The organism is Fibrobacter sp. UWR4 (genome assembly GCF_003149045.1).
Taxonomy (GTDB): Bacteria; Fibrobacterota; Fibrobacteria; order Fibrobacterales; family Fibrobacteraceae; genus Fibrobacter.
The window spans coordinates 19,653-38,869 of the sequence record NZ_QGDU01000001.1 but is presented as its reverse complement, the minus strand read 5'-3'; the positions used below and the strand labels follow the sequence as shown (position 1 = coordinate 38,869).

14 protein-coding genes are annotated in these 19,217 nt (G+C 47.5%); 8 read left to right on the top strand and 6 right to left on the bottom strand.

What is annotated here, in order from left to right; genetic code table 11:
* Positions 1–161 precede the first annotated feature (161 nt).
* Positions 162–1,997: a CotH kinase family protein gene (locus tag BGX12_RS00150; RefSeq protein ID WP_233246191.1), complete on the top strand. Its 1,836-nt coding sequence runs from the start codon at positions 162–164 to the stop codon at positions 1,995–1,997.
* 82 nt (positions 1,998–2,079) lie between these two features.
* Here BGX12_RS00150 and BGX12_RS00145 read toward each other — a convergent pair whose 3' ends face one another.
* The 6 genes from BGX12_RS00145 to cysK all read right to left on the bottom strand — a co-directional run bounded on the left by BGX12_RS00145 (position 2,080) and on the right by cysK (position 7,559).
* Positions 2,080–3,741, bottom strand: a complete 1,662-nt coding sequence (locus tag BGX12_RS00145) for a glutamine--tRNA ligase/YqeY domain fusion protein (protein WP_109734074.1) — start codon at positions 3,739–3,741, stop codon at positions 2,080–2,082.
* Between the two features lie 60 nt (positions 3,742–3,801).
* Entirely contained in the window at positions 3,802–4,476 is a 675-nt protein-coding gene (locus tag BGX12_RS00140; RefSeq protein WP_109734073.1) for a hypothetical protein, read from the bottom strand.
* Positions 4,477–5,325, bottom strand: coding sequence for a hypothetical protein (locus BGX12_RS00135; protein WP_109734072.1), 849 nt, complete (start codon positions 5,323–5,325; stop codon positions 4,477–4,479).
* A gap of 1 nt (position 5,326) precedes the next feature.
* On the bottom strand, positions 5,327–5,890 hold the full coding sequence (locus BGX12_RS00130) for a hypothetical protein (protein ID WP_109734071.1): 564 nt from the start codon (positions 5,888–5,890) through the stop codon (positions 5,327–5,329).
* Positions 5,823–6,164 carry a hypothetical protein gene (locus tag BGX12_RS15240; RefSeq protein WP_146196190.1) on the bottom strand — a complete coding sequence of 114 codons (342 nt, stop codon included), beginning with the start codon at positions 6,162–6,164 and terminating at the stop codon, positions 5,823–5,825. Before BGX12_RS15240 ends, BGX12_RS00130 begins: the two co-directional genes overlap by 68 nt.
* Positions 6,165–6,632: 468 nt before the next feature.
* Positions 6,633–7,559, bottom strand: a complete 927-nt coding sequence (gene cysK, locus BGX12_RS00125; protein WP_109734070.1) for a cysteine synthase A — start codon at positions 7,557–7,559, stop codon at positions 6,633–6,635.
* Between the two features lie 79 nt (positions 7,560–7,638).
* Here cysK and BGX12_RS00120 point away from each other — a divergent pair, with 79 nt between their 5' ends.
* The 7 genes from BGX12_RS00120 to BGX12_RS00090 all read left to right on the top strand — a co-directional run bounded on the left by BGX12_RS00120 (position 7,639) and on the right by BGX12_RS00090 (position 19,135).
* Positions 7,639–9,378, top strand: a complete 1,740-nt coding sequence (locus BGX12_RS00120) for an AAA family ATPase (protein WP_109734069.1) — start codon at positions 7,639–7,641, stop codon at positions 9,376–9,378.
* A gap of 21 nt (positions 9,379–9,399) precedes the next feature.
* On the top strand, positions 9,400–10,743 hold the full coding sequence (locus tag BGX12_RS00115; RefSeq protein WP_109734068.1) for a hypothetical protein: 1,344 nt from the start codon (positions 9,400–9,402) through the stop codon (positions 10,741–10,743).
* A gap of 35 nt (positions 10,744–10,778) precedes the next feature.
* On the top strand, positions 10,779–11,951 hold the full coding sequence (locus BGX12_RS00110; RefSeq protein ID WP_109734067.1) for a LysM peptidoglycan-binding domain-containing protein: 1,173 nt from the start codon (positions 10,779–10,781) through the stop codon (positions 11,949–11,951).
* A 72-nt stretch (positions 11,952–12,023) separates the two neighbouring features.
* Complete coding sequence (locus BGX12_RS00105; RefSeq protein ID WP_233246190.1) at positions 12,024–14,027, top strand: cell wall metabolism sensor histidine kinase WalK; 2,004 nt, start codon at positions 12,024–12,026, stop codon at positions 14,025–14,027.
* Position 14,028: 1 nt separating this feature from the next.
* Positions 14,029–14,727 carry a response regulator transcription factor gene (locus BGX12_RS00100; protein ID WP_109734066.1) on the top strand — a complete coding sequence of 233 codons (699 nt, stop codon included), beginning with the start codon at positions 14,029–14,031 and terminating at the stop codon, positions 14,725–14,727.
* Positions 14,720–17,248: a PQQ-binding-like beta-propeller repeat protein gene (locus BGX12_RS00095; RefSeq protein WP_146196189.1), complete on the top strand. Its 2,529-nt coding sequence runs from the start codon at positions 14,720–14,722 to the stop codon at positions 17,246–17,248. Before BGX12_RS00100 ends, BGX12_RS00095 begins: the two co-directional genes overlap by 8 nt.
* Positions 17,249–17,359: 111 nt before the next feature.
* Positions 17,360–19,135, top strand: a complete 1,776-nt coding sequence (locus BGX12_RS00090; protein ID WP_233246189.1) for an ABC transporter substrate-binding protein — start codon at positions 17,360–17,362, stop codon at positions 19,133–19,135.
* Positions 19,136–19,217 lie beyond the last annotated feature (82 nt).

Genomic DNA, 19,217 nt, shown 5'->3' with positions numbered 1-19,217 from the left:
TTTAGTTAATGTACTCAATTCTTTGATTCGCGACCATTCCATTCTGTTGCAAAAAACGGCTTTTTTGTTGTAAACAGCAACAACACGTAAACACGATTTAACACAATTTTCTCCCAAAACCTGTTTAAATTACAATATGGAGTGTTTTAGATGGAGGAATCATGGGTTCGTATTCCAAGATTCTATTTATGGGTGGCGTTGTTGCTTTTTCCGCAGCAAATGCTTTAGCGCAGACATACGATCTGCCGATTATCTTTGTCGATACCAAAGCCAAGTGCCTAGACAACAAAGTTACTGAAAAAATCCCTGCTACAATGAGAGTGCTAGACGCCGCTACAAATTCCGTAGCCGACAGCGCCAAAGGGACTTCCTATGATATTGGCATCAAGGTTAGAGGGCAATCCTCAGCACTTTTCCCCAAACCAGGCTATAGCGTGGAAGTCCGGGACTCATTGGGAGAAGGAATCGATGTAAGCATGTTAGGGCTCCCCCCTGCAGATGACTGGGTCTTTCACGGACCATACGTAGACAAGTCCATGATGCGAAATTCCCTAGCCCACTGGCTCTTTAGGCAGGCTGGCCGCTACAGTCCCCGCACTATGCACTTCGACTTGTACATCAATGGGGTTTACCGCGGTGTGTACGTGCTTATCGAGAAAATCAAGCGCGGCAAATATCGCGTAAACGTATCCAAGCTGAAAGAAGAAGACATCAGCGGAGACGACGTAACCGGCGGTTACATCTGGGCCTTTGACAAGACCGGCACAAACACAGGCGGGGCTGGTTCCGGCAGCGTTAACAACGAAGGCTTTGGCACATCCGATGGCCTAAATGTCATTCTCCATTATCCCAAAAAAGAAAATATCAAGAAGGAGCAGGAAGACTACCTGAAAAATTACCTGAACGATCTTGAAGGATTGTTCAAGAACGGCAAGAATGGAAACGGCTACGAAAACTACGTAGACGTGAGTTCTGCCGTAGACTATGTTCTCCATCAGGAAGTGACCAACAATGCAGATTCCTACTGGTGCAGTTTCTTCTTGCATAAACCCAAGGACAGCAAGGGCGGAAAAGTTACGTTAGGCCCTCCATGGGATTTTAACTTAGCCATGAGCAATGGATCCTCTCCAGAAGGTCAAAACAACAACAATGGCGGTTGGGGCGGAGGCTTCGGCGGATTTGGTGGTATGGGCGGAGCTGGTGGTTTTGGAAGTTCCGGAACCACAGGATGGCAAATCGAAAATAGCAGCAAGCTAATCGCCGACGGGAACGGCGGTGGCGGTATGTGGGGCGGCTTTGGGGGAAGTTCCTTAAAGGCTCCCCGTTGGCTCACCAGCATGTGGAAGGACAGCAACTATCAAAGCGAACTAAAGAAACGTTGGGCAGAATTACGTAGTGGAGTCTGGCATACCAAAACAGTGGATGCCTATCTGGATTCCATGAAAATTTATCTGAAGAATGCTGCGAATAGAAATTTTGAACGTTGGCCTAATCTAGGTAAAGCGAGTGGTCAGAACGACGCAGACCCGCAGCCCATGAAATACTGCAACCAGTCTGGTGGCGGTTTCGGAATGGCCATGGGCGGCTATAATGCAGACACCTGGGACGGCGAAGTAGAACATCTCCGTAAAAAGATGAAAGAACGCATGGTCTGGATGGATGAGCAGCTTGGATTCAAGGAACCCGCCGATCCTATTGTTACTGAACCCGTAATCCACATTCCTGTTATTGAAGATAAGAAGGACTCCGTAGAGACTCCTCCCGTAGCTCAAAGAATTGACTATACCAGGCTCTCCCCCACCAATTACTTTACTGTAAATGGGTCTCGTCTTGAGATCCAAACAGACATTGGAGGAACCTTCGCCATCATTGACTTAAAGGGTTCCGTCTTATTCAAGACAAAGATTAAAGAGGGACAAACATCCATGAAAATTCCTGCAAAAGCAAGGAATTCGCACTGGATCGCAACCCTTAACGGCAAGATGCTTAGCCGATAAAAGCACATCATCTCCTAAAACCCAAAAAGTCCCTTGGAGCAATCCAAGGGACTTTTACATTTGGTTTCACGACCAGTAATTCTTACTTATTGAAGGAGTCCTTCAGGCCCACAGTGCGGTTGAACACCAGGTGGCCCGGCTTGGAATCGTCGGAATCCAGGCAGAAGTAACCGAGACGCAGGAACTGGAAGCGGTCTTCCATCTTGGCATCAGCGAGGGCGGGTTCCACCTTAGCCTGCTTGATAACCATGGATTCCGGATTCAGGTAGCTGTGCCAATCTTCGCCTTCGGGAACATTGGACGGATCTTCCAGAGTGAAGAGGTTGTCGATGAGGCGGACTTCAGCGTCCACAGCGTGAGCGGCACTTACCCAGTGGATGGTGCCCTTGACCTTGCGACCGTCCGGAGATTCGCCACCCTTGGAAGCGGGATCGTATTCGCAGTGGATGACGGTGACCTTGCCGTTTGCGTCCTTTTCGACACTCTTGCAGGTGACGAAGTAGGCGCCCTTCAGGCGAACTTCCCCTTCCGGCTTCAAGCGGAAGTACTTCTTGGGAGGTTCTTCCATGAAGTCGTCTGCTTCGATGTAGAGTTCCTTGCCGAACGGCACCATGCGGGTTCCGGCGTTCGGATCGTTGGGGTTGTTTTCCACTTCAACCATTTCCACCTTGCCGTCTTCCCAGTTGTCGATGACAACCTTCACCGGGTCGATCACAGCCATGACGCGCTTGGCGCTCTGGTTCAATTCTTCACGGATGCAGAAGTAGAGCAGGTTTACGTCCACCATGGATTCCGCCTTGGACACGCCGATACGGCTGCAGAATTCGCGAATGGAGCTGGGAGTAAAGCCACGACGACGGAAGCCGCATACCGTGGGCATACGGGGGTCGTTCCAGCCAAGAACAGCCTTGGTTTCCACCAGTTCGAGAAGCTTACGCTTACTCATCATGGTGTAGGTCAGGTTCAGGCGAGAGAATTCAATCTGCTGGGGGCGGTTCTCCAAGCCAAGTTCAATGAGGAACCAATCGTACAGCGGACGATGGGCTTCAAATTCAAGAGTACAGATGGAGTGGGTAATGCCTTCGATCCAGTCGCTGATGGGGTGAGCGAAGTCGTACATAGGATAGATGCACCACTTGTCGCCAGTGCGGTGATGAGAGCAGTGCTTGGTACGGTAGATCACCGGGTCGCGCATGTTCATGTTGGGGCTAGAGAGGTCCACCTTTGCACGGAGGCACTTTTCGCCATCGGCGTACTTGCCGTCACGCATTTCGCGGAACAGCTTCATGTTTTCTTCAACGCTACGGTCGCGGTACGGAGACGGCTTGGAAGGCTTACCGGCGTCGTTGCCGCGGTATTCCTGCATTTCGTCGCGGGTCAGGTCTTCAACGTAGGCCTTGCCCATTTCGATCATCTTTTCGGCGAAGGCATAAATCTGATCGTAATAGTCGGAAGCAAAGAATTCTTCCTTCCACTGGAAGCCCAGCCACTTCACGTCTTCGCGGATGGAATCCACATACTCCACGTCTTCCTTGGTGGGGTTGGTGTCATCGAAGCGGAGGTTGGTAAAACCACCAAACTTCTGGGCGGTACCGAAGTTCAGGCAAATGGACTTGGCATGGCCGATGTGAATGTAGCCGTTAGGTTCCGGCGGGAAACGGGTAAGAACCTTGTTGCGCTTGCCAGTCTGCAAGTCGTTGACGATAATGTCTTGAATAAAATTGGAAGATTCAGGAATGTCCATAGTTTAACCTTTTAGGTTTTGCCATAATATTTTCACTAGGAATTATAGAAAAGATTACCCTTAAAAAGGAATGCCGATACTGACAACGGTTTCAAAAAATCCATTGCTGATGATGCGTTTGGTGACGGAAGCCCGATCATTCCAGCTCATTTGGTCTTTCCAGGAGGGATTGACTATATGTCTCCCTATGTTTAGTTCAGCACCTAAGTAAAAATGCTTCCAAATCCATCGCGCATCGGCCCCGATGAAAATTTGTAGGCCATACTGGGTATCCTTTATGGGATTGCCCTTGGCGTCTTCCACAATGTCAATTTCGTGCCTTAGGCCGGTAAGGCCTCCTTGAACAGCAAATAGAAAGTCTCCCACTTCCATCGTCCGCGTGAGCCAACCCGGGTGGTAGCGTCCTATCAGCGCCAAGTTCATCTCCTTGACTTCGCCTTTTTCATTGATTTTTTGGGTGTAGTAGCTAAGGGAACTTGTCCAACCATTAGATGTAAGAGCTGAGTAGCCAAATCTAGCGGCCACACCAAAGTTGTTGATGTGCAGTTCATACGTGAAGTAGTACCCATAGTCTCCGTTAATGTGTGCAGAGATTTCGTGACCAAAGACCGTCTTACCTCCAGTATCGGGAGATGTCGGTGCTACAATGGCAACCTTGTGGTTATCCACAAAGACCGTATCCGAAGTCGCAAAAACGCTTGCACAAAAAACTAAAAGAAGGATAAGAACTTTCATCTAGAAGCCTATGGAAAAAATAAACCCTTGATAGACTCCGCCATTTGCAACACCTGGCTGAAAGGCAATACCTTCGTCTTTTCCAATCAAGCCAAAGTTACTGAAGTTGTGAGACCAATATTGGTAACCGATTCTCCAACCCAAAGTCCATACGGAGTGCCCTATAGTGTAGGATAATCCTGGTGTAAGTACAAAACTTGTGCCGAAGGCGTTGTCTCTATGGTAATCACCTTTCTTGTGTCCATCATCGTCCAGCTTGACTTCATGCCTGTACATGAGTCCAGGGAAAATTTCGCCCTGAAGGAATAGGGAAATGGAACCGTAGGGATTGTTGATGAGTTTATGTTTTTTTGATTCCTCATTTTCTAGAGTTGTTTTGCCAGTAACAATGTATTGGCGGTACCCTATGCCGAAATTGGTAATCGTCCTGAAACCATCCCATTCTTTGGGATTTATAAAGTCGATGTCTCCAAATTCCATATAGCTGCTGATGCTGAGTAAGATAGATGACCTGTATTTTGTCTCTATTTCATAGGTCAGGTCGATGGGAAGTATCTTGAAGAAAATACCGATAATAGACATCCCGGACATGTAGTTGACGTGGATAGCTCGCCCAGGTTCCTTGACTCCACGACTGTTTGTTGTATTACCCAGGGAATCGCTTGTGCTAGAGTCCAATGGAATTTTCATTGGAGCTTCTTTGGAAACGGCCATGTAGACTGCGTCCGGCTCGTCGATGACGTACAGTGTGTCGGTAACATGCGTTTCTACATATAAGGTATCCGAGGCGTGAGAGACGGAAATTATTCCTGCACAAAGCAACAGCGAGAAAAAAATCAAGTGTTTCATTTTACAGTCCCCATCCAATGACGACATTCAAGTTGAACTGCAAATCATCGCTGATGATGGTGCCGAACTCATAAAGAACGCCTTTTTCCCAGTTGCTAAGAGCGTTGTAGCCGATACCAAAAGAAACGTCTGTAAACAGATGCTCGAAGGCACGCTTGCGGTTTTCCATTCCTAGGTTAACGAACCATTGATAACCCTGAGCTTTTTGGTGGATATCCTTGGACATATCCTTTTTTACATAATCTCTTGCGTCGGCATTCCATTCATAAACATAATCCAGCGCCGTGTAGTCACCGATTCTGCTGACATATTGCAGTCCGAATTCAATGTATCCGCTTAGGATGGAGCTTTTCCTGTAGTGACGGTAAGCCGCTCCTGCCGTCCACTGGAAAATGTCTCCTTCGAAGTGGTCTCCATATTTATTTGAAAAATCTTCGTCGTTGATGTAAATGAGACTGTGGAGTAGCCTTAAGGATTGGCGTTTATCTAGAGTTTTTTCAATGCTGATTTCGTAGGCGGGATACTTGATGATTGTTGCTGCCAGATGAAAAAAAATTGAGGCCAAGATAGACGCTACTTAAGCTAAATGATGTGTCTGATGTAGCCTTATTGGAAGAATCCCGCCGAGCTTTCCACTGGAGTATTTTGAGGGAATCTTCGGTGACGTAAATAGTATCAGCCTTTGGCTTAATGTTGATGACAACCGTATCGCGTATGGTCTTTTCGATGCGGATGGTGTCCGCTGAAGGCTGCTCGGCAACGTCTGCGGAGGTTTCCTGCGCCATGATGTTTAACGCACAGGTGCATATCAAGAAAAATAGCGGTACAAGTTTTCGCATAAAAAAAAGACGATGTTGTGTTCTACTTTGTATAAAGATAATATATAAATTGTTGAATTTAATTCGGTTCGTCAGTGAAAATCAAAGGTTCATCCCAATGACAACACCAAATCATCAATCGTCTTTCACTAGTTTTGAGGCTAGGGACAGGAATCTAGGAGCTAGGAGTTTGAGGTACGCTTCGCTTGAGGTATGAGGTCGGAGCTTCGCTCCTAGAGGTTCATTAGAGGCTAGGGCTGCGGGATGTAAGAGCCTGCAATTTCAGGTGGTTACATCTTTAAATTTCCCTGCGGAATATTCCCGAAAACTCTAACCACTAGCCACTAATCACTAATTTAGGGGCTAGGGTCTAGGTTCTAGGGGCTAGGGCAGAAGGATGCAAGTGCTTGCAATTTCGAGGAGGTTTCGTCTTTAAATAGCCCGAAAGAATATTCCTGAAAACACTAACCACTAGCCACTAACCACTAATCACTTTTCATTGTTCCACAACCAGGTGCTGAGGTAGCGTTCGCCGGTATCCGGAAGGAGTGCCACAATGCGTTTTCCCTTAAATTCGGGGCGCTTTGCCACAGTGAGAGCGCATTCCAGTGCGGCACCGGAGGAAATACCTACGAAAATACCTTCTTCAGCGGCGGCAGCACGAGCGGCAGAGCCCGCCTTTTCGGTGCTGGTCAGGTAGACTTCATCTACCACCTTGGGGTCATAGATCTTGGGAATGAAATTTGCACCGATACCCTGAATTTTATGAGGTCCGGCAACACCCTTGGAAATCATGGGAGAATCATCCGGCTCAATGGCGATTACATACAAATTAGGATTCTTTTCCTTCAAGTATTTTGCAGTGCCGCTAACGGTTCCGCCCGTACCTGCAGTAGCGATAAAAACATCAACATTACCTTCCGTATCGCGCCAGATTTCGGGGCCAGTGGTCTTGTAGTGAGCGACCGGATTTGCCGGATTTTCAAACTGTTGGGGAATGAAACTGCCCGGATTTGCAGCGGCGATTTCATTGGCCTTTTCAATGCAGCCAGCCATGCCCTTGGCGCCTTCGGTAAGCACAACTTCTGCACCCAGGGACTTAAGCAACATACGACGTTCCATGCTCATGGAATCGGGCATGGTGAGCACCACCTTATAACCCTTGACGGCACCCACATAAGCTAGTCCTACACCAGTATTTCCGCTGGTAGGTTCAATAATCAATGCACCCGGTTTTAACTTGCCTTCCTTTTCAGCGGATTCAATCATCTCAAGAGCCACACGGTCCTTTGCACTTCCCAGCGGATTGAACATTTCAAGCTTTACGTAAACTTCTGCATCACCCTTGTTCAATTTGTTGATACGAACGAGAGGGGTATTACCGATGGTGTCAAGAATACTACCATAAAGAGCCATAAAACAACCTCATTTTATTATACAGCCACAAAATAATAAACTACATTATCTTTGGATAGATATAAAATGAGGCTGACCTATGGAAAGCGCAAGAAAAACTATTAACCTGTTTTTGAAAGGTAAATTTAGCGGAAACGAATTAAAGGCCGAACTGTACAAGGCCGGTGTTGCCGCTATGGAAGAAGGCTGGACCTTTATGGACGCCAGTTTCCAGCTCGGCGGAAAGGCCCGGGATGACGGTATGGACGGAGACGAAGTCGAACAGACTCTTCGCCGTGCATTCTCTGCAGAAAAGAGAACCACCGAACGTCGAGAAGAAGTCCCCGCACCAGCCGCCCAACCGGCCCAGGCCGCAGCACCTGCAGAAGGCCCCCAGACGGTAGCAATGCCAATTATCTCCCCGCTCTCTGCCGGGATGATTTCCATGGAGCAGATGTTGGCCCTGGGTCTGGATACTCAGTCCCTGGAACTTTTGCAGAACTTCAAGATTGATCCGGAAGCACTTTCCATTCCTTGGCCTGCAGCAGACTGGCGTAAGGACCTTGCAAAGCTTTTGGAAGCAACTTTTGAACCCGATGAAACCATCGAATTCAAGATTTCCAACACCCCCAACAGCACAGAAGAATTGGTAGAAAACATCGTCGGTCAGGACGATTCTATCAAGAAAATCATGAAGGGACTGGACAGTCCTGAAGGTGCATTGCTCTGCATCAACGCCATCAAGGGCGGACAGGATGCTTCCGACGAAAGCTGGCACTACCGTTACGTCGTGGTGGACAATCCCAAGATGTCCCTGGCCAAGCAGCTTGCATACTACAAGGCATTGAACCTTCCCTGCGCCGCTTTGGTGAATACAGGCGCGAACTCCGTGCAGGCCTGGATCAAAATTCTCGCCAACGACGAAGAAGAATATAATGAACGCGTAGACTTCCTCTTTAAGACTTTGGATTCCCAGGGTTTCAAGGTGGATCCGTCCAACCGCAACCCCCACATGATGGTCCGTATGCCGGGCGTTCTCCGTGGAGGTAAGCAGCAGTACCTCATCGGTCTGGAACAGGGTGCCAAGAATTTCAAGGAATGGCAGGAATGGGTAGAATACTCCCTGGATGGCAAGCCCCTCATTGAACTTGCTAGCGATAGCGAGGAAGCGCCCAAGAAAGACCAGACCATCGTGGAAAACATGCTCCGCGCCGGTGAATTTTTCCTCTTCACAGCACCTCCCAAGAGCGGTAAGTCCCTTGCCTTGATGGACCTGGGTCTTTCCATTTGCTATGGTGAAGACTGGTTCGGCAACACCACCACTTCTAACGACGTACTTTTCGTAAACTTTGAACTGACAAAGTCCGTATTCCTGAACAGACTGCACTTGCTGGGCGCAAAGCGCGACCTTACCGCAAGTACTCCAAAATTCGGTTTCCTGAACTTACGCGGCACAGCCCTCTCCCCCATCGAGACAGCACAGCTCATTGCAAAGCGTATCCAGGGTGCCAAGAAACTTGAGAACCATGACTACAAGGTGGTGGTCATTGACCCCATTTCTGCAGTACTTCACAACCCCAAGTCCACTCGACTGAACGGCGCTCCCCACCAAATCTTGATGCAGATGATCGATACCATCATCGCCCTCACAGGATGTGCAGTGGTTTCCAGCTGCAACTTGGATGAATACCCCTATCTGGAAGCCCGTGCGGACTCCGTTATGAAGTTACAGCCCGTGGAAGGCAGCTTGAATATGTACCAGATCAACGGAAACTTCCGTGAATTCCCCAAGATGCTGGCCCGCGAGTGTTCCTGGATTTACCCCAGGTTCTACGTTTAATTTCAAAACAAACTAAGTATTATGTATAAGCCTAAGAAGAATTTTGCTCCGAGACGTCCTGTCGCCGATTCCCAAAGAGGTTTCCAGAAAGGATTCCAAAGAGACTCCCAGAGAGAGCCTCTAAGAGAAAAGGCTCCTGCAGAGAAAGTCCAGAAGGTCATTCCCACATTTGAAGACATCAAGCAACAGCTTGTTGCCTGGGCAGAAACCGAGAAAATTCCCGGCAAGATTCAGGCCTGGTTTACGGCAGACGTAAATCCGGAAAACGCAGACTGGCGTATCATCAAGACGCTCCGAGGCGAGCACGAAGTATTTACCGTGGAAGCTCCCGCTGCCGAAATGAAGACTCCGGAAGTGGTGAACCATATCATGGAGCAGCTGAAAAAAGAACACCTTCATATTTTCAAGAAGGCTCTCCGCCAGATTTGGTTCCGTGCAGCCGGTGATGGACGTTTCGCCTTGTTAGTGCAGATTAATCTGAAGGGACGTAATTCTGCTCATGGCTACAAGACTTTTGTAGACTTTCTGGAAAGAAACTGCCCCGAGATCATCAGTTGCCACCACGTCCAATGCGTACCTGACGGCCTATTCGATCCCGCAGGCATTGCAAATATGCACATCGAGACCAAGACTGCATTCGGAAGTGAATTCCTCCCTATTGGCGACACGGGCATCCAGATGCACGTCATGGACTGGGCGCCCAGAATCAAGGACGCCTGGTTCCAACTGCCCAAGCGCATTGAAGGAGCGATCCACCCCAATCCTGAAGACTGTTTCTTTGAATTCTATTCTGGTTCCAGTTTCGTAAGTGCCGCCCTCTCCGGTCTTTTCAAGAGAGTGGACTCCATGGACTGTAGGGAATTCGCCATGATTTCCTCCAGGCTGAACGGCAGAAATTCCATTAGCGAAAACATGAAGTTCCATCGTGGACATGTGGAAGCAGAATTTTTCAACAAGTTTTTTAACAAACCGGAAAACGAAGGTCGCTGGACCTTCTACCTGAACCTTCCGGCAGAAGAAACCCTAGCAGCCGGCGTCGAAGCAGCAATCGCTATGGCCCGACCGGAAAGAATTCTTCTCCAGACAGGCAATCTGGAAGTAGCAGGCAAGGAAATCAAGCGTTTCCGTAGCGAAGGCTACATGTTGCGCAAGAGCATTCCCTTGTATCTGGAACCTGGCTCAGGAAAGTTCGAAGTTCTATTCTTGCTTGTTCCCGACCGTGCAGGCATTTTGGGTCAAAATCCTGCCACAAAATCTCGCTCTAGAAACGTCCAACGTCCACAAGAACGCGTTTCTGGCGCAAAAACAGCCCAGAAATCGATTTTCAGGCAGGAAATTCCGACGTTCAAGCAAAGAAAAGGTTAAATTTCTCTATATCAGTCAACAACTTAGGGTTAACTATGCATTTTTTGAAGAGTGCTTCCATTTGCCTCGGCCTTACCGCCCTGATAGCTTCCGCCTATATTATCAAGGAAGGCGATACCCTTTGGGATTTGAGCGACGAATTCCTCAACGACCCCTTTGCCTGGCCGGACCTTTGGGAAAACAACCGTCACATCCAGGATCCTCACTGGATTTATCCGGGCGACTCCCTGTATCTCGGCGACAGCGTCCGTGAAGAAAATGTTCTGAGAGTAGATCCTTCCAAGAAGAAGTATCCTTGCGACGCCGCAGTTGCCGACTCCAACCTGCCCAAGGGCATTACAGCAGTAGGCTGCGACCAGGGTGACGGCAGAGACAATGAATTTGAATCCATGCTGGGCGACCTGCGTTCCAAGGACAAGAAAAACAAACCAAAGAAGCAGGACGCAGACTCCTACTTCTACAAGCAGCGTCCAGCACCTAAGATCTTTAACGGTTACTACCAGGTTCTGGCACCCGAGATTTACACCATTGACTCCCTGCGCAACGACAAGCGTTTCTTCTCCATCCGCTCCGGCGAAAAGAAGAAACCTCTGATCCATATTCCCGAAAGTGAAATCGTAGTGGGAATTGGCAAGAAGACCAAGGAGGGTCTAAAGAAAGGCGACTTGGTAGATATCTACGAAGCAAAATCTATCAACATTCCCACCGACAAGGGAAACTACTTCGAAAAGAAAGCCTTGCTCCGTCTCTCCGGTGTAGCAAAGATTACCGCCATTGGCGACACGCTCTCTAGAGCTCAAGTGGTCCAGAGCTTCCGTGAAATCAAGATTAACCAGTCCAAGGCAAAACTGAAGGAACCTCTGAACGTTATCAACGTGAGCGGTTACGAACAGGAACAGAATGCCAAGGTAGATTCCATGGCAGCCATTACCTACGCATTGGACCCCATGCTAATTATCGGCGCCTACTCTTACGTGCTGATTGACAAGGGTTCTGCAAAGGGCTATAACAGTGGCAATGCTGTAGCTGTGTGGGAAATCGACAACTCTGACCCCAGCATTCCGCCCCATCTCCTTGGCCGCGGCGTGGTAGTTCGCGCAAACGAGAACGAAGCAGCCATCCTGATTCGCGAAATCTACTCCAACAATCGTAGAATCGAAGTCGGTCATAGAGTTTCTGTAACCCATAACGCAACCATCGCCAAGTAAACCTTCTGGTTGAACGTGCAGGTTTCCAGGAACAATCTCCTTTTCATCCTCTTATTTGCGGGGGGCATTATCTTGCCCACCGCAATTCTTTCGTTTCTGAGTTTTAGAAATATTCAGAACGAAAAATTTCTTGCACAAAAGGACTTTGACGAAAGCAGAATTTCTTTTCAGGAAGAAATCGAAGACGCTATCGCCAGTGAAGAAAGGAAAATCTTCCAGGAAATCAAGACGGCCTCCCTATTCCTTTACGAACAGCCGCAGCACATGCTGGACTTCAGGCACGAGACCGAATTCAAATCCGTAGAAGGAATTGAAGCCATTTTCCTTTTTAATAAGGGAAATCTAATTTATCCGGATATTTCCTCTAAGAGATTCCACAAACAGACCAACTTTGCAACAGCAGTTCCCACCTCCATAGAAAAAGATTTATTCCAGGCAGAACAGGAAAACGGAGAAGACCCTCGGTTGCAGAGAGCCTACCTGAACAGGCTTTCCAGAAGTTTCCGTCCCGCCGCCTTTTTCTTTGAAAATCGAGACGACCAGATTCAAAGTCTTCTCGGATTGATTCGTTTCTACTACCGAACCAAGAAATACCCAGAAGCTCTGGAACTGCTGGAAATTCTTGAGAACAATCCCCATCAGCAAGGCTACTTGACCACAGACTTGACTCGTTCTGTAAACCTGCTGCATTTCGACATCCTAGTAGAACAGAAAAAGCATCAGGAAGCCCAGGATTACTGTATCGCTATCCTGAAGGACTTCCTGGAAAACGAAGACGTTGACGACATTTCCTCTTCCAAATTTTTCTTTGAATCCGCCTTCACCCAGATTCTATCCTTTGAAAATCTCTCTCAGGAAAAACGTGAGGCATTCTGGAACCTGCGAGAAAACTTCAACCGTCAGCTGGGCTACATGGACATCCTCTCCAAGAACAAGGGGTTCTTCCAGGATGTTCTAGAAGAAGCCGTGTCTCCTAAAGAAGGAATTCTCTTCCGTCAAAATAACGACATCATCCTTCTCAAAATGGCATACCCCTTCCTCTCCGGCGATCAGCAAGTTCTTGCAAAACTGGATAAAGATGCTTACAGATCCCGCTTAAGAACCCGCGTAAGACTTGCTGCAAAAAGTTGGAAGAACATTCCCTTTGTGATAACCGATCGCGACGAAAGGAAGGTCCTGGGAACGGAACTGGATAGTGCAAATGTTGTTAGCCAGACTATCATAAATGAGCCTATGGGCTGGGAAATGACCTTGTACGAAAAGGATACCCAGGCCATTCAGAAAGAAACCCGTCACAGGATGTTCCTGATGTACGGGCTGATGCTATTCGCCCTCATCACGGTCATTTTCGGTTCCGTCTTTATGTTCCGTTTCATCACCCAGGAACGAAAGCTGCTTTCCATGAAGGCAAACTTTCTTTCCAGCGTTTCCCACGAATTAAAGACCCCGCTTACTTCTATCAAGATGTTCTCCGAAATGATGGCTAGAGGTCGAGTCCAGAAGGTGGAAAAAATTCAGGAATACTCCACCCTCATCGGCAAAGAAGCCTCTCGTCTCGAAAACTTAATTGGAGCGATTCTGAACTACACCCGTATGGAACACGGTTCCGACGCTTTCAAATGGGAAAGGATTGACTTTTCCATTTGCGCTCAGAAAGTTTACGAAGCAGTGGAAAGTATTGGAACCGAAAAGGGTTTAAAAATGCAGGCAACCTTTGAGCCCTGCTGTCTGGTGATGGGCGATTACACAGCCCTTTACAGTCTTGCACAGAACTTGATTGAAAATGCTATTAAGTACACAAATTCAGGTGAAGTTTCTGTAAAAACTTATAGCGAAGATAATCTGGTTGTCTTTTCCGTTACGGATTCCGGCGTAGGAATTGACACTTCAGAACAAAAAAATATATTTAATGATTTCTATCGAGTTGGCGACGAAATGACCCGAAGCACAAAGGGTTCTGGCCTTGGTCTCGCCATCGTCAAGAGAGTAGCTGAAACACACCGTGCAACCATTTCCCTTGTAAGTAAGCTAGGTAAGGGTTCCACATTTACGGTACGTTTTAAGAAGGCGGAGTAGAATGCAGAACAAAATTCTAATTGTTGAAGACGAAGAAATTATCCGTTTGGGGTTGCAAGACAACTTCGAACTGGAAAACTACATCGTGGAAACAGCGGCCGATGGCGATGAAGCAATCCAAAAGGTTGATGAGTTCGAACCCCACCTGATTCTTCTTGACCTGATGATTCCCAAGAAGAGCGGTTTTGAAGTTTGCCGTTACATCCGTAACAAGCATCCGGAAACCTTTATCATTATGCTTACCGCCAAAACAGAAGAAGCCAGTAAAGTTGCAGGTCTGGAAATTGGTGCAGACGACTATGTCACCAAGCCATTCTCCATCCTGGAACTTCTTGCACGAGTCAAGGCTTTCTTGAGAAGACTTGATTTGCCCAAGGCTGCAGAAACTGAAAATGGTCCTGATGAAATCGACTTCCTGGACATTCATATCGACTTCAAGAAGTATACCGCCACCAAGGGCGGAACCTCTCTGGATCTTACTGCACGCGAATATCAGACTTTAAAATACTTCTGGATTCATCGAGGCGAAGTAGTCATGCGTGAAGACATGCTTCGAGACATTTGGGGCTATTCCGAAGACAGTATGCCTTCTACCCGCGTAGTAGACAACCACATTGTGGTTCTCCGCAAGAAACTTTGCGATGAGCAATCCAAAATTATCCTTTCCGTACGTGGAGCAGGTTACAAGTTCAATGTCTAATGTAAAGCACATAGCATCACGACGCAGAAACCAGGTCATCACAGTCCTGGTCTACGTACTGCTATGTCTGGGAACAGCTTTGGCAAGCAAGATGGACGCATCCATCCAGGAAGCAATTTACCTTTTCGAAATGAAGGGCGACTTTGTAAACGCAACAAGCCTTCTTGAAAAGGTTGCGAAAGATGGAGACCAGAACGACAAGGAACAAGCCTATTTCTATCTAGGAAAAATCCAGGAGTTGTCCAACAATAGGCAATCCGCAAATTTCTACTACAACCAAAGTCTCGTCAATACCAACAAGACTAATCTCGCCTACTGGCTTGCAGAACGAGAAGCCTATACCAGCAACCAGGCTGAGCGACTTCTCCAGAAGCCCTTAATACTGCCCAGCCCCATTCGAAAAATTTTTGGTCAGGATCCTACTTACCTATTACTCAAAAACGGTTCCATCAAAAAACTAAGTACAGCAGGTCTTCAGGACATTCCTTCCACCATCGGGAATGAATCCGAAATCTACCAGATAAATTCTCAAGGCATTTGGCATAAAACAGCCTCTGAAGACAGTTTGCATTTCACTTCATTCCATTCAGGAAAGTTGAGCCGCAATTATGAAACCAGCGACATTACAGATTTCTTCGAGCAGGACAATCGCGTTTTAGTCCAGAGCAGCCAGGGACTTTCCATCATTAACTTGAACGGGACCAAGATTACCATTCCCGAAAAATACAGCAATTGTTCCATTGAAGGCTATTATGGTCCCACGAAGAGTTATGCGCTGAATTGTCCAGACAATTCACTGCACTTGATTTCTGCAGAAACAGGCATCGAAACAAGGACTCTATCTCTTTTTGACGCAATCACAAAAGTATTAGTCGAAAAGAAATTGATCTATCTGGTTTCCGGAAATAAATTCTACTGCTACTCCCCAAAGGGCACAAGCAATCCCCTATGGAAAATATCCGTAGGAACTGTAGAAGACATTATCCAGTTCGAAAACAGCATTGCTATTCTGGAGTCTTCCGGAAGGCTGAGTCTTTTGGACAAGCGCAACGGATTCATAAAGGCATCCGTCCTTACAGAAACTGCCATTATGAACCCTCTATCCCAGGGCACCTTGGGGCTGTTCTCTGCAGAAGGATCCATCGTTACCGTAGACACCCTATTACGCCCCATATGGTTCTACAGCTTTACCAAGGCCATTGAAACAAAACCGATCCACACCGATGATGCAATCTACTTGAACTTTGGCGACACAAAACTGCAGGCCCTTTCTCCCAGATATTACGGAAAGAAAATACTCCTCTCTAGCCAAATCGCAAAGAAAGCATCCAACTATATGGACAACGAGCAGTGGGATTCCCTAAGCATCACCCTGGATACTCTTTTCAAAATGGAACCTGGCAATGCCGAGGGATGGTATCTGCGAGCACTTTACCTGGAACACCAGGAGGCAAGCGAGAAATCCGTTCAGCAAGCCTGGGCAGAGGCAGTCCGCCTATCCACAGGCAATCCAAAGACAGCACACCTGATTCTGGAGCGTTACAGCAAGTCCATCGGGGCAAAATTCGTAAGCCAACTTCCCATCTCTCCTAAAACGTTATACCCACAATTCTTTGGTGGAAAGAAGAACCTATACACCATTGATCCGGCCGCAGGTCAAATCTTCAGTATCAATCCGGACAATGGTGAGATCCGTTGGATGAAGAATATAGGCAAGCTAGACTTCAACCCGGTTATTGGACATGACGAGAATTCCATCGCCATCGCCACCAAATACAACATGTCCCTCTATGAATTGAACAAGACCTCTACAGCAACCAATATCCAGCTACCGGGAAAAGCTTTTGACATCAAGATTTTCGACAACGCCATCTTCGTTTCTACCTGGAATGGATTCCTTCTGAAGGTAAATCGTTCCGATAATAAGCAAGCCTGGTCTCGAAAGGTATTCTCAGGTCCGTTCCTCATGTCCAAGGACAACGACAAAATTTATTTATGCAGCCAGGAAGGAAATCTCCTTATCGTCGATGATAATTCCGGTATTTCTAACGAGACCTTTTCCAAGAAACTGAACGGGAACATCACTCATATCGGGCAAGGAGATTCCTCTCTTGTATTTGCAACCACAGCAAACAAGATTCTCATCCAAAACATCAAGCATCCAGAAGCAGCCCCCCTCCAGGTTTTAACGGATTCCCCGGTTTCCACCATGCAAATTGTAAACAACAACGGCGACACAGGAATCCTTGTCAACTTGGCAAACCAGTCCATGTTACTTTATTCGGAATCAGGAGCACCCATCTGGAAATTTAGCGGAAAAAACTCGGTCTTTTCACAGCCTTTCGTAAAAGGCAACGAAATATGGTTAGACCAAGGCTCTGAAATCATCTCCGTCAACATGAAAGACGGGAAAATAGCCAGGCACTACAGCACTCCTGGCGGATCAGGAACCCCTTTCATTATGAACAACACATTGTTCAGCGCATCTCCAAAACGAATTCTTTATGGTTTTTCCCTATAAAGGAATAAAAAGCACCTAAAAAGGTGCTTTTTTCGTGTTGTAAATAAAATTTGTATGGTTTCTTGGAAAAAATCTCACTAAATTTCAATTGAATAACCCAAGTGGGAAAGGATGATGAGCAAACTAACTGAATACATGAATTTTTTTGCAAAGTGTGTAGTCACTGCAAGTGTTGCAATGGCGTTTACAGCTTGTGAAGAAGAAAAGAAGGAAACCGCCGAGGTAACCAACCCTGATTACCCCCGTAATGAAACGCTTTATATCGGTGGTTTCGACTGGGCTCCCCCTACAACCTTCAATCCGTTAGATTACGACCCCAACTTCCCCATTGACGGAAATGTCCGTCTGATGTACGAGGCGTTGCTGGCACACAACCAGTTAAGTGGTGAACTTGAACCTATGCTGGCAGACAGCTACACCAGCAACGAAAGTTCCATCACGGTCCATTTGGATCCTCGAGCAAAGTGGAGCGACGGTACTCCGGTAACCGTAGACGATGTCATCTACACGTTCCGCATCGATTCCATTCTCCCCACCCCCCGCCATGGTAACTGGAACATCCTCAGCAAGATTACCGACGACGGAAACAACAACATCACGTTCCACTATGGCAAGAACAAGAACCAGCTCATCATCTTGAACGCCTTAGCTGAAACCTCTATTCTTCCTAAAGCGGTCTTTGAACCATTGGTCCAGGCCTCCAAGTCCGGCAAGGGTTACGACATGGCGAAGGTTCTGGAATTCAAGAACGATTCCACCCCGCTCGTTTCCGGACCGTACAACATCAAGACTTATTCTCCTGACCAGATTGTTCTCGTCCGTAACGACAACTACTGGGGCAACGTCCATCACGACGGTAAGCAGCCTGCACCGCGTTTCATTATCCATTCCCTGTACAACGGAAACAACCACTTTAATAGTGCAATGACCAAGGGGCATCTGGATATTTCCTCCGTATTCCTGCCCCGTATTTGGGAAAAGGCTCGAGACAGCATCCGTGCCTGGAGCCGAAACGAACCGTACCACCAGCCGGGATCCATTACCACCCTTTTCATTGCACAGCAGAATCCCCCGTTTAACGACGTAGACTTCCGTCGCGCACTGGCTCATTCCATTAATTTCGAAAAGATCAAGTCCCGCGCCATTTCCAACTACTCTCCGGCCATGCAGCCGGGCTTCATCCTGCCCTTCGGGACGGAATCCAAATATTTCGTCAAGGAAGATGCAGAAGCTTTCGGTTACAGCTTTGACGTTGCAAAAGCAAAGGAAATCCTGTCCAAAGCAGGCTATAGCTGGGATGAAACAGACAAGCTTCTTGACAAGAAGGGATCTCCCGTCCGCAGCATTTCTATTGAATGCCCGCAGGGCTGGACTGACTGGGAAGACGCCATCAAGGTTGTTGTAGAATCCTTCCACGAAATCGGTCTTACTGCCGAGGAGAAGTTTGTGGACTACAGCGTCTGGGACAAGGACCTCCGTCTCGGGACCTTTGATCTGGCAATGAAAACACAGACCGCCGAACTTTCCGCCGCCTCCCCCTGGTGCCGTTTTGAACAGATCATGGGCATTGCCGCCTACAAGCCAGTGGGCGAAGAAACCTTCGCAAACCAGGGCCGTTACAAGAATGACAATGCAAACAAACTAATGGCACAGATTCCTGTCCTCACCAACGAGAAGGAACTTGCAGCAGCCTATCGTGAACTGAACAAGATCTTTATGGAAACCATTCCGGTATTGCCTGTTATGTACCGCCCCACCCAGTTCTACCAGTTCTCTACCAAGCACTGGACTAACTTCCCCACCGAAGAAAATCCCTATGCCCCTCCCCAGAATCTGGTTGTGGCTGCAGGTGTAAAGGCTCTCTGGGAAATCAAACCGGTTAAATAAGAGCCATTAGTTCTGTAAACTTTCAGAAAAACGCTCCTTTGGGGCGTTTTTTTGTTCATTTTGCCAATAATTATCTATTTTT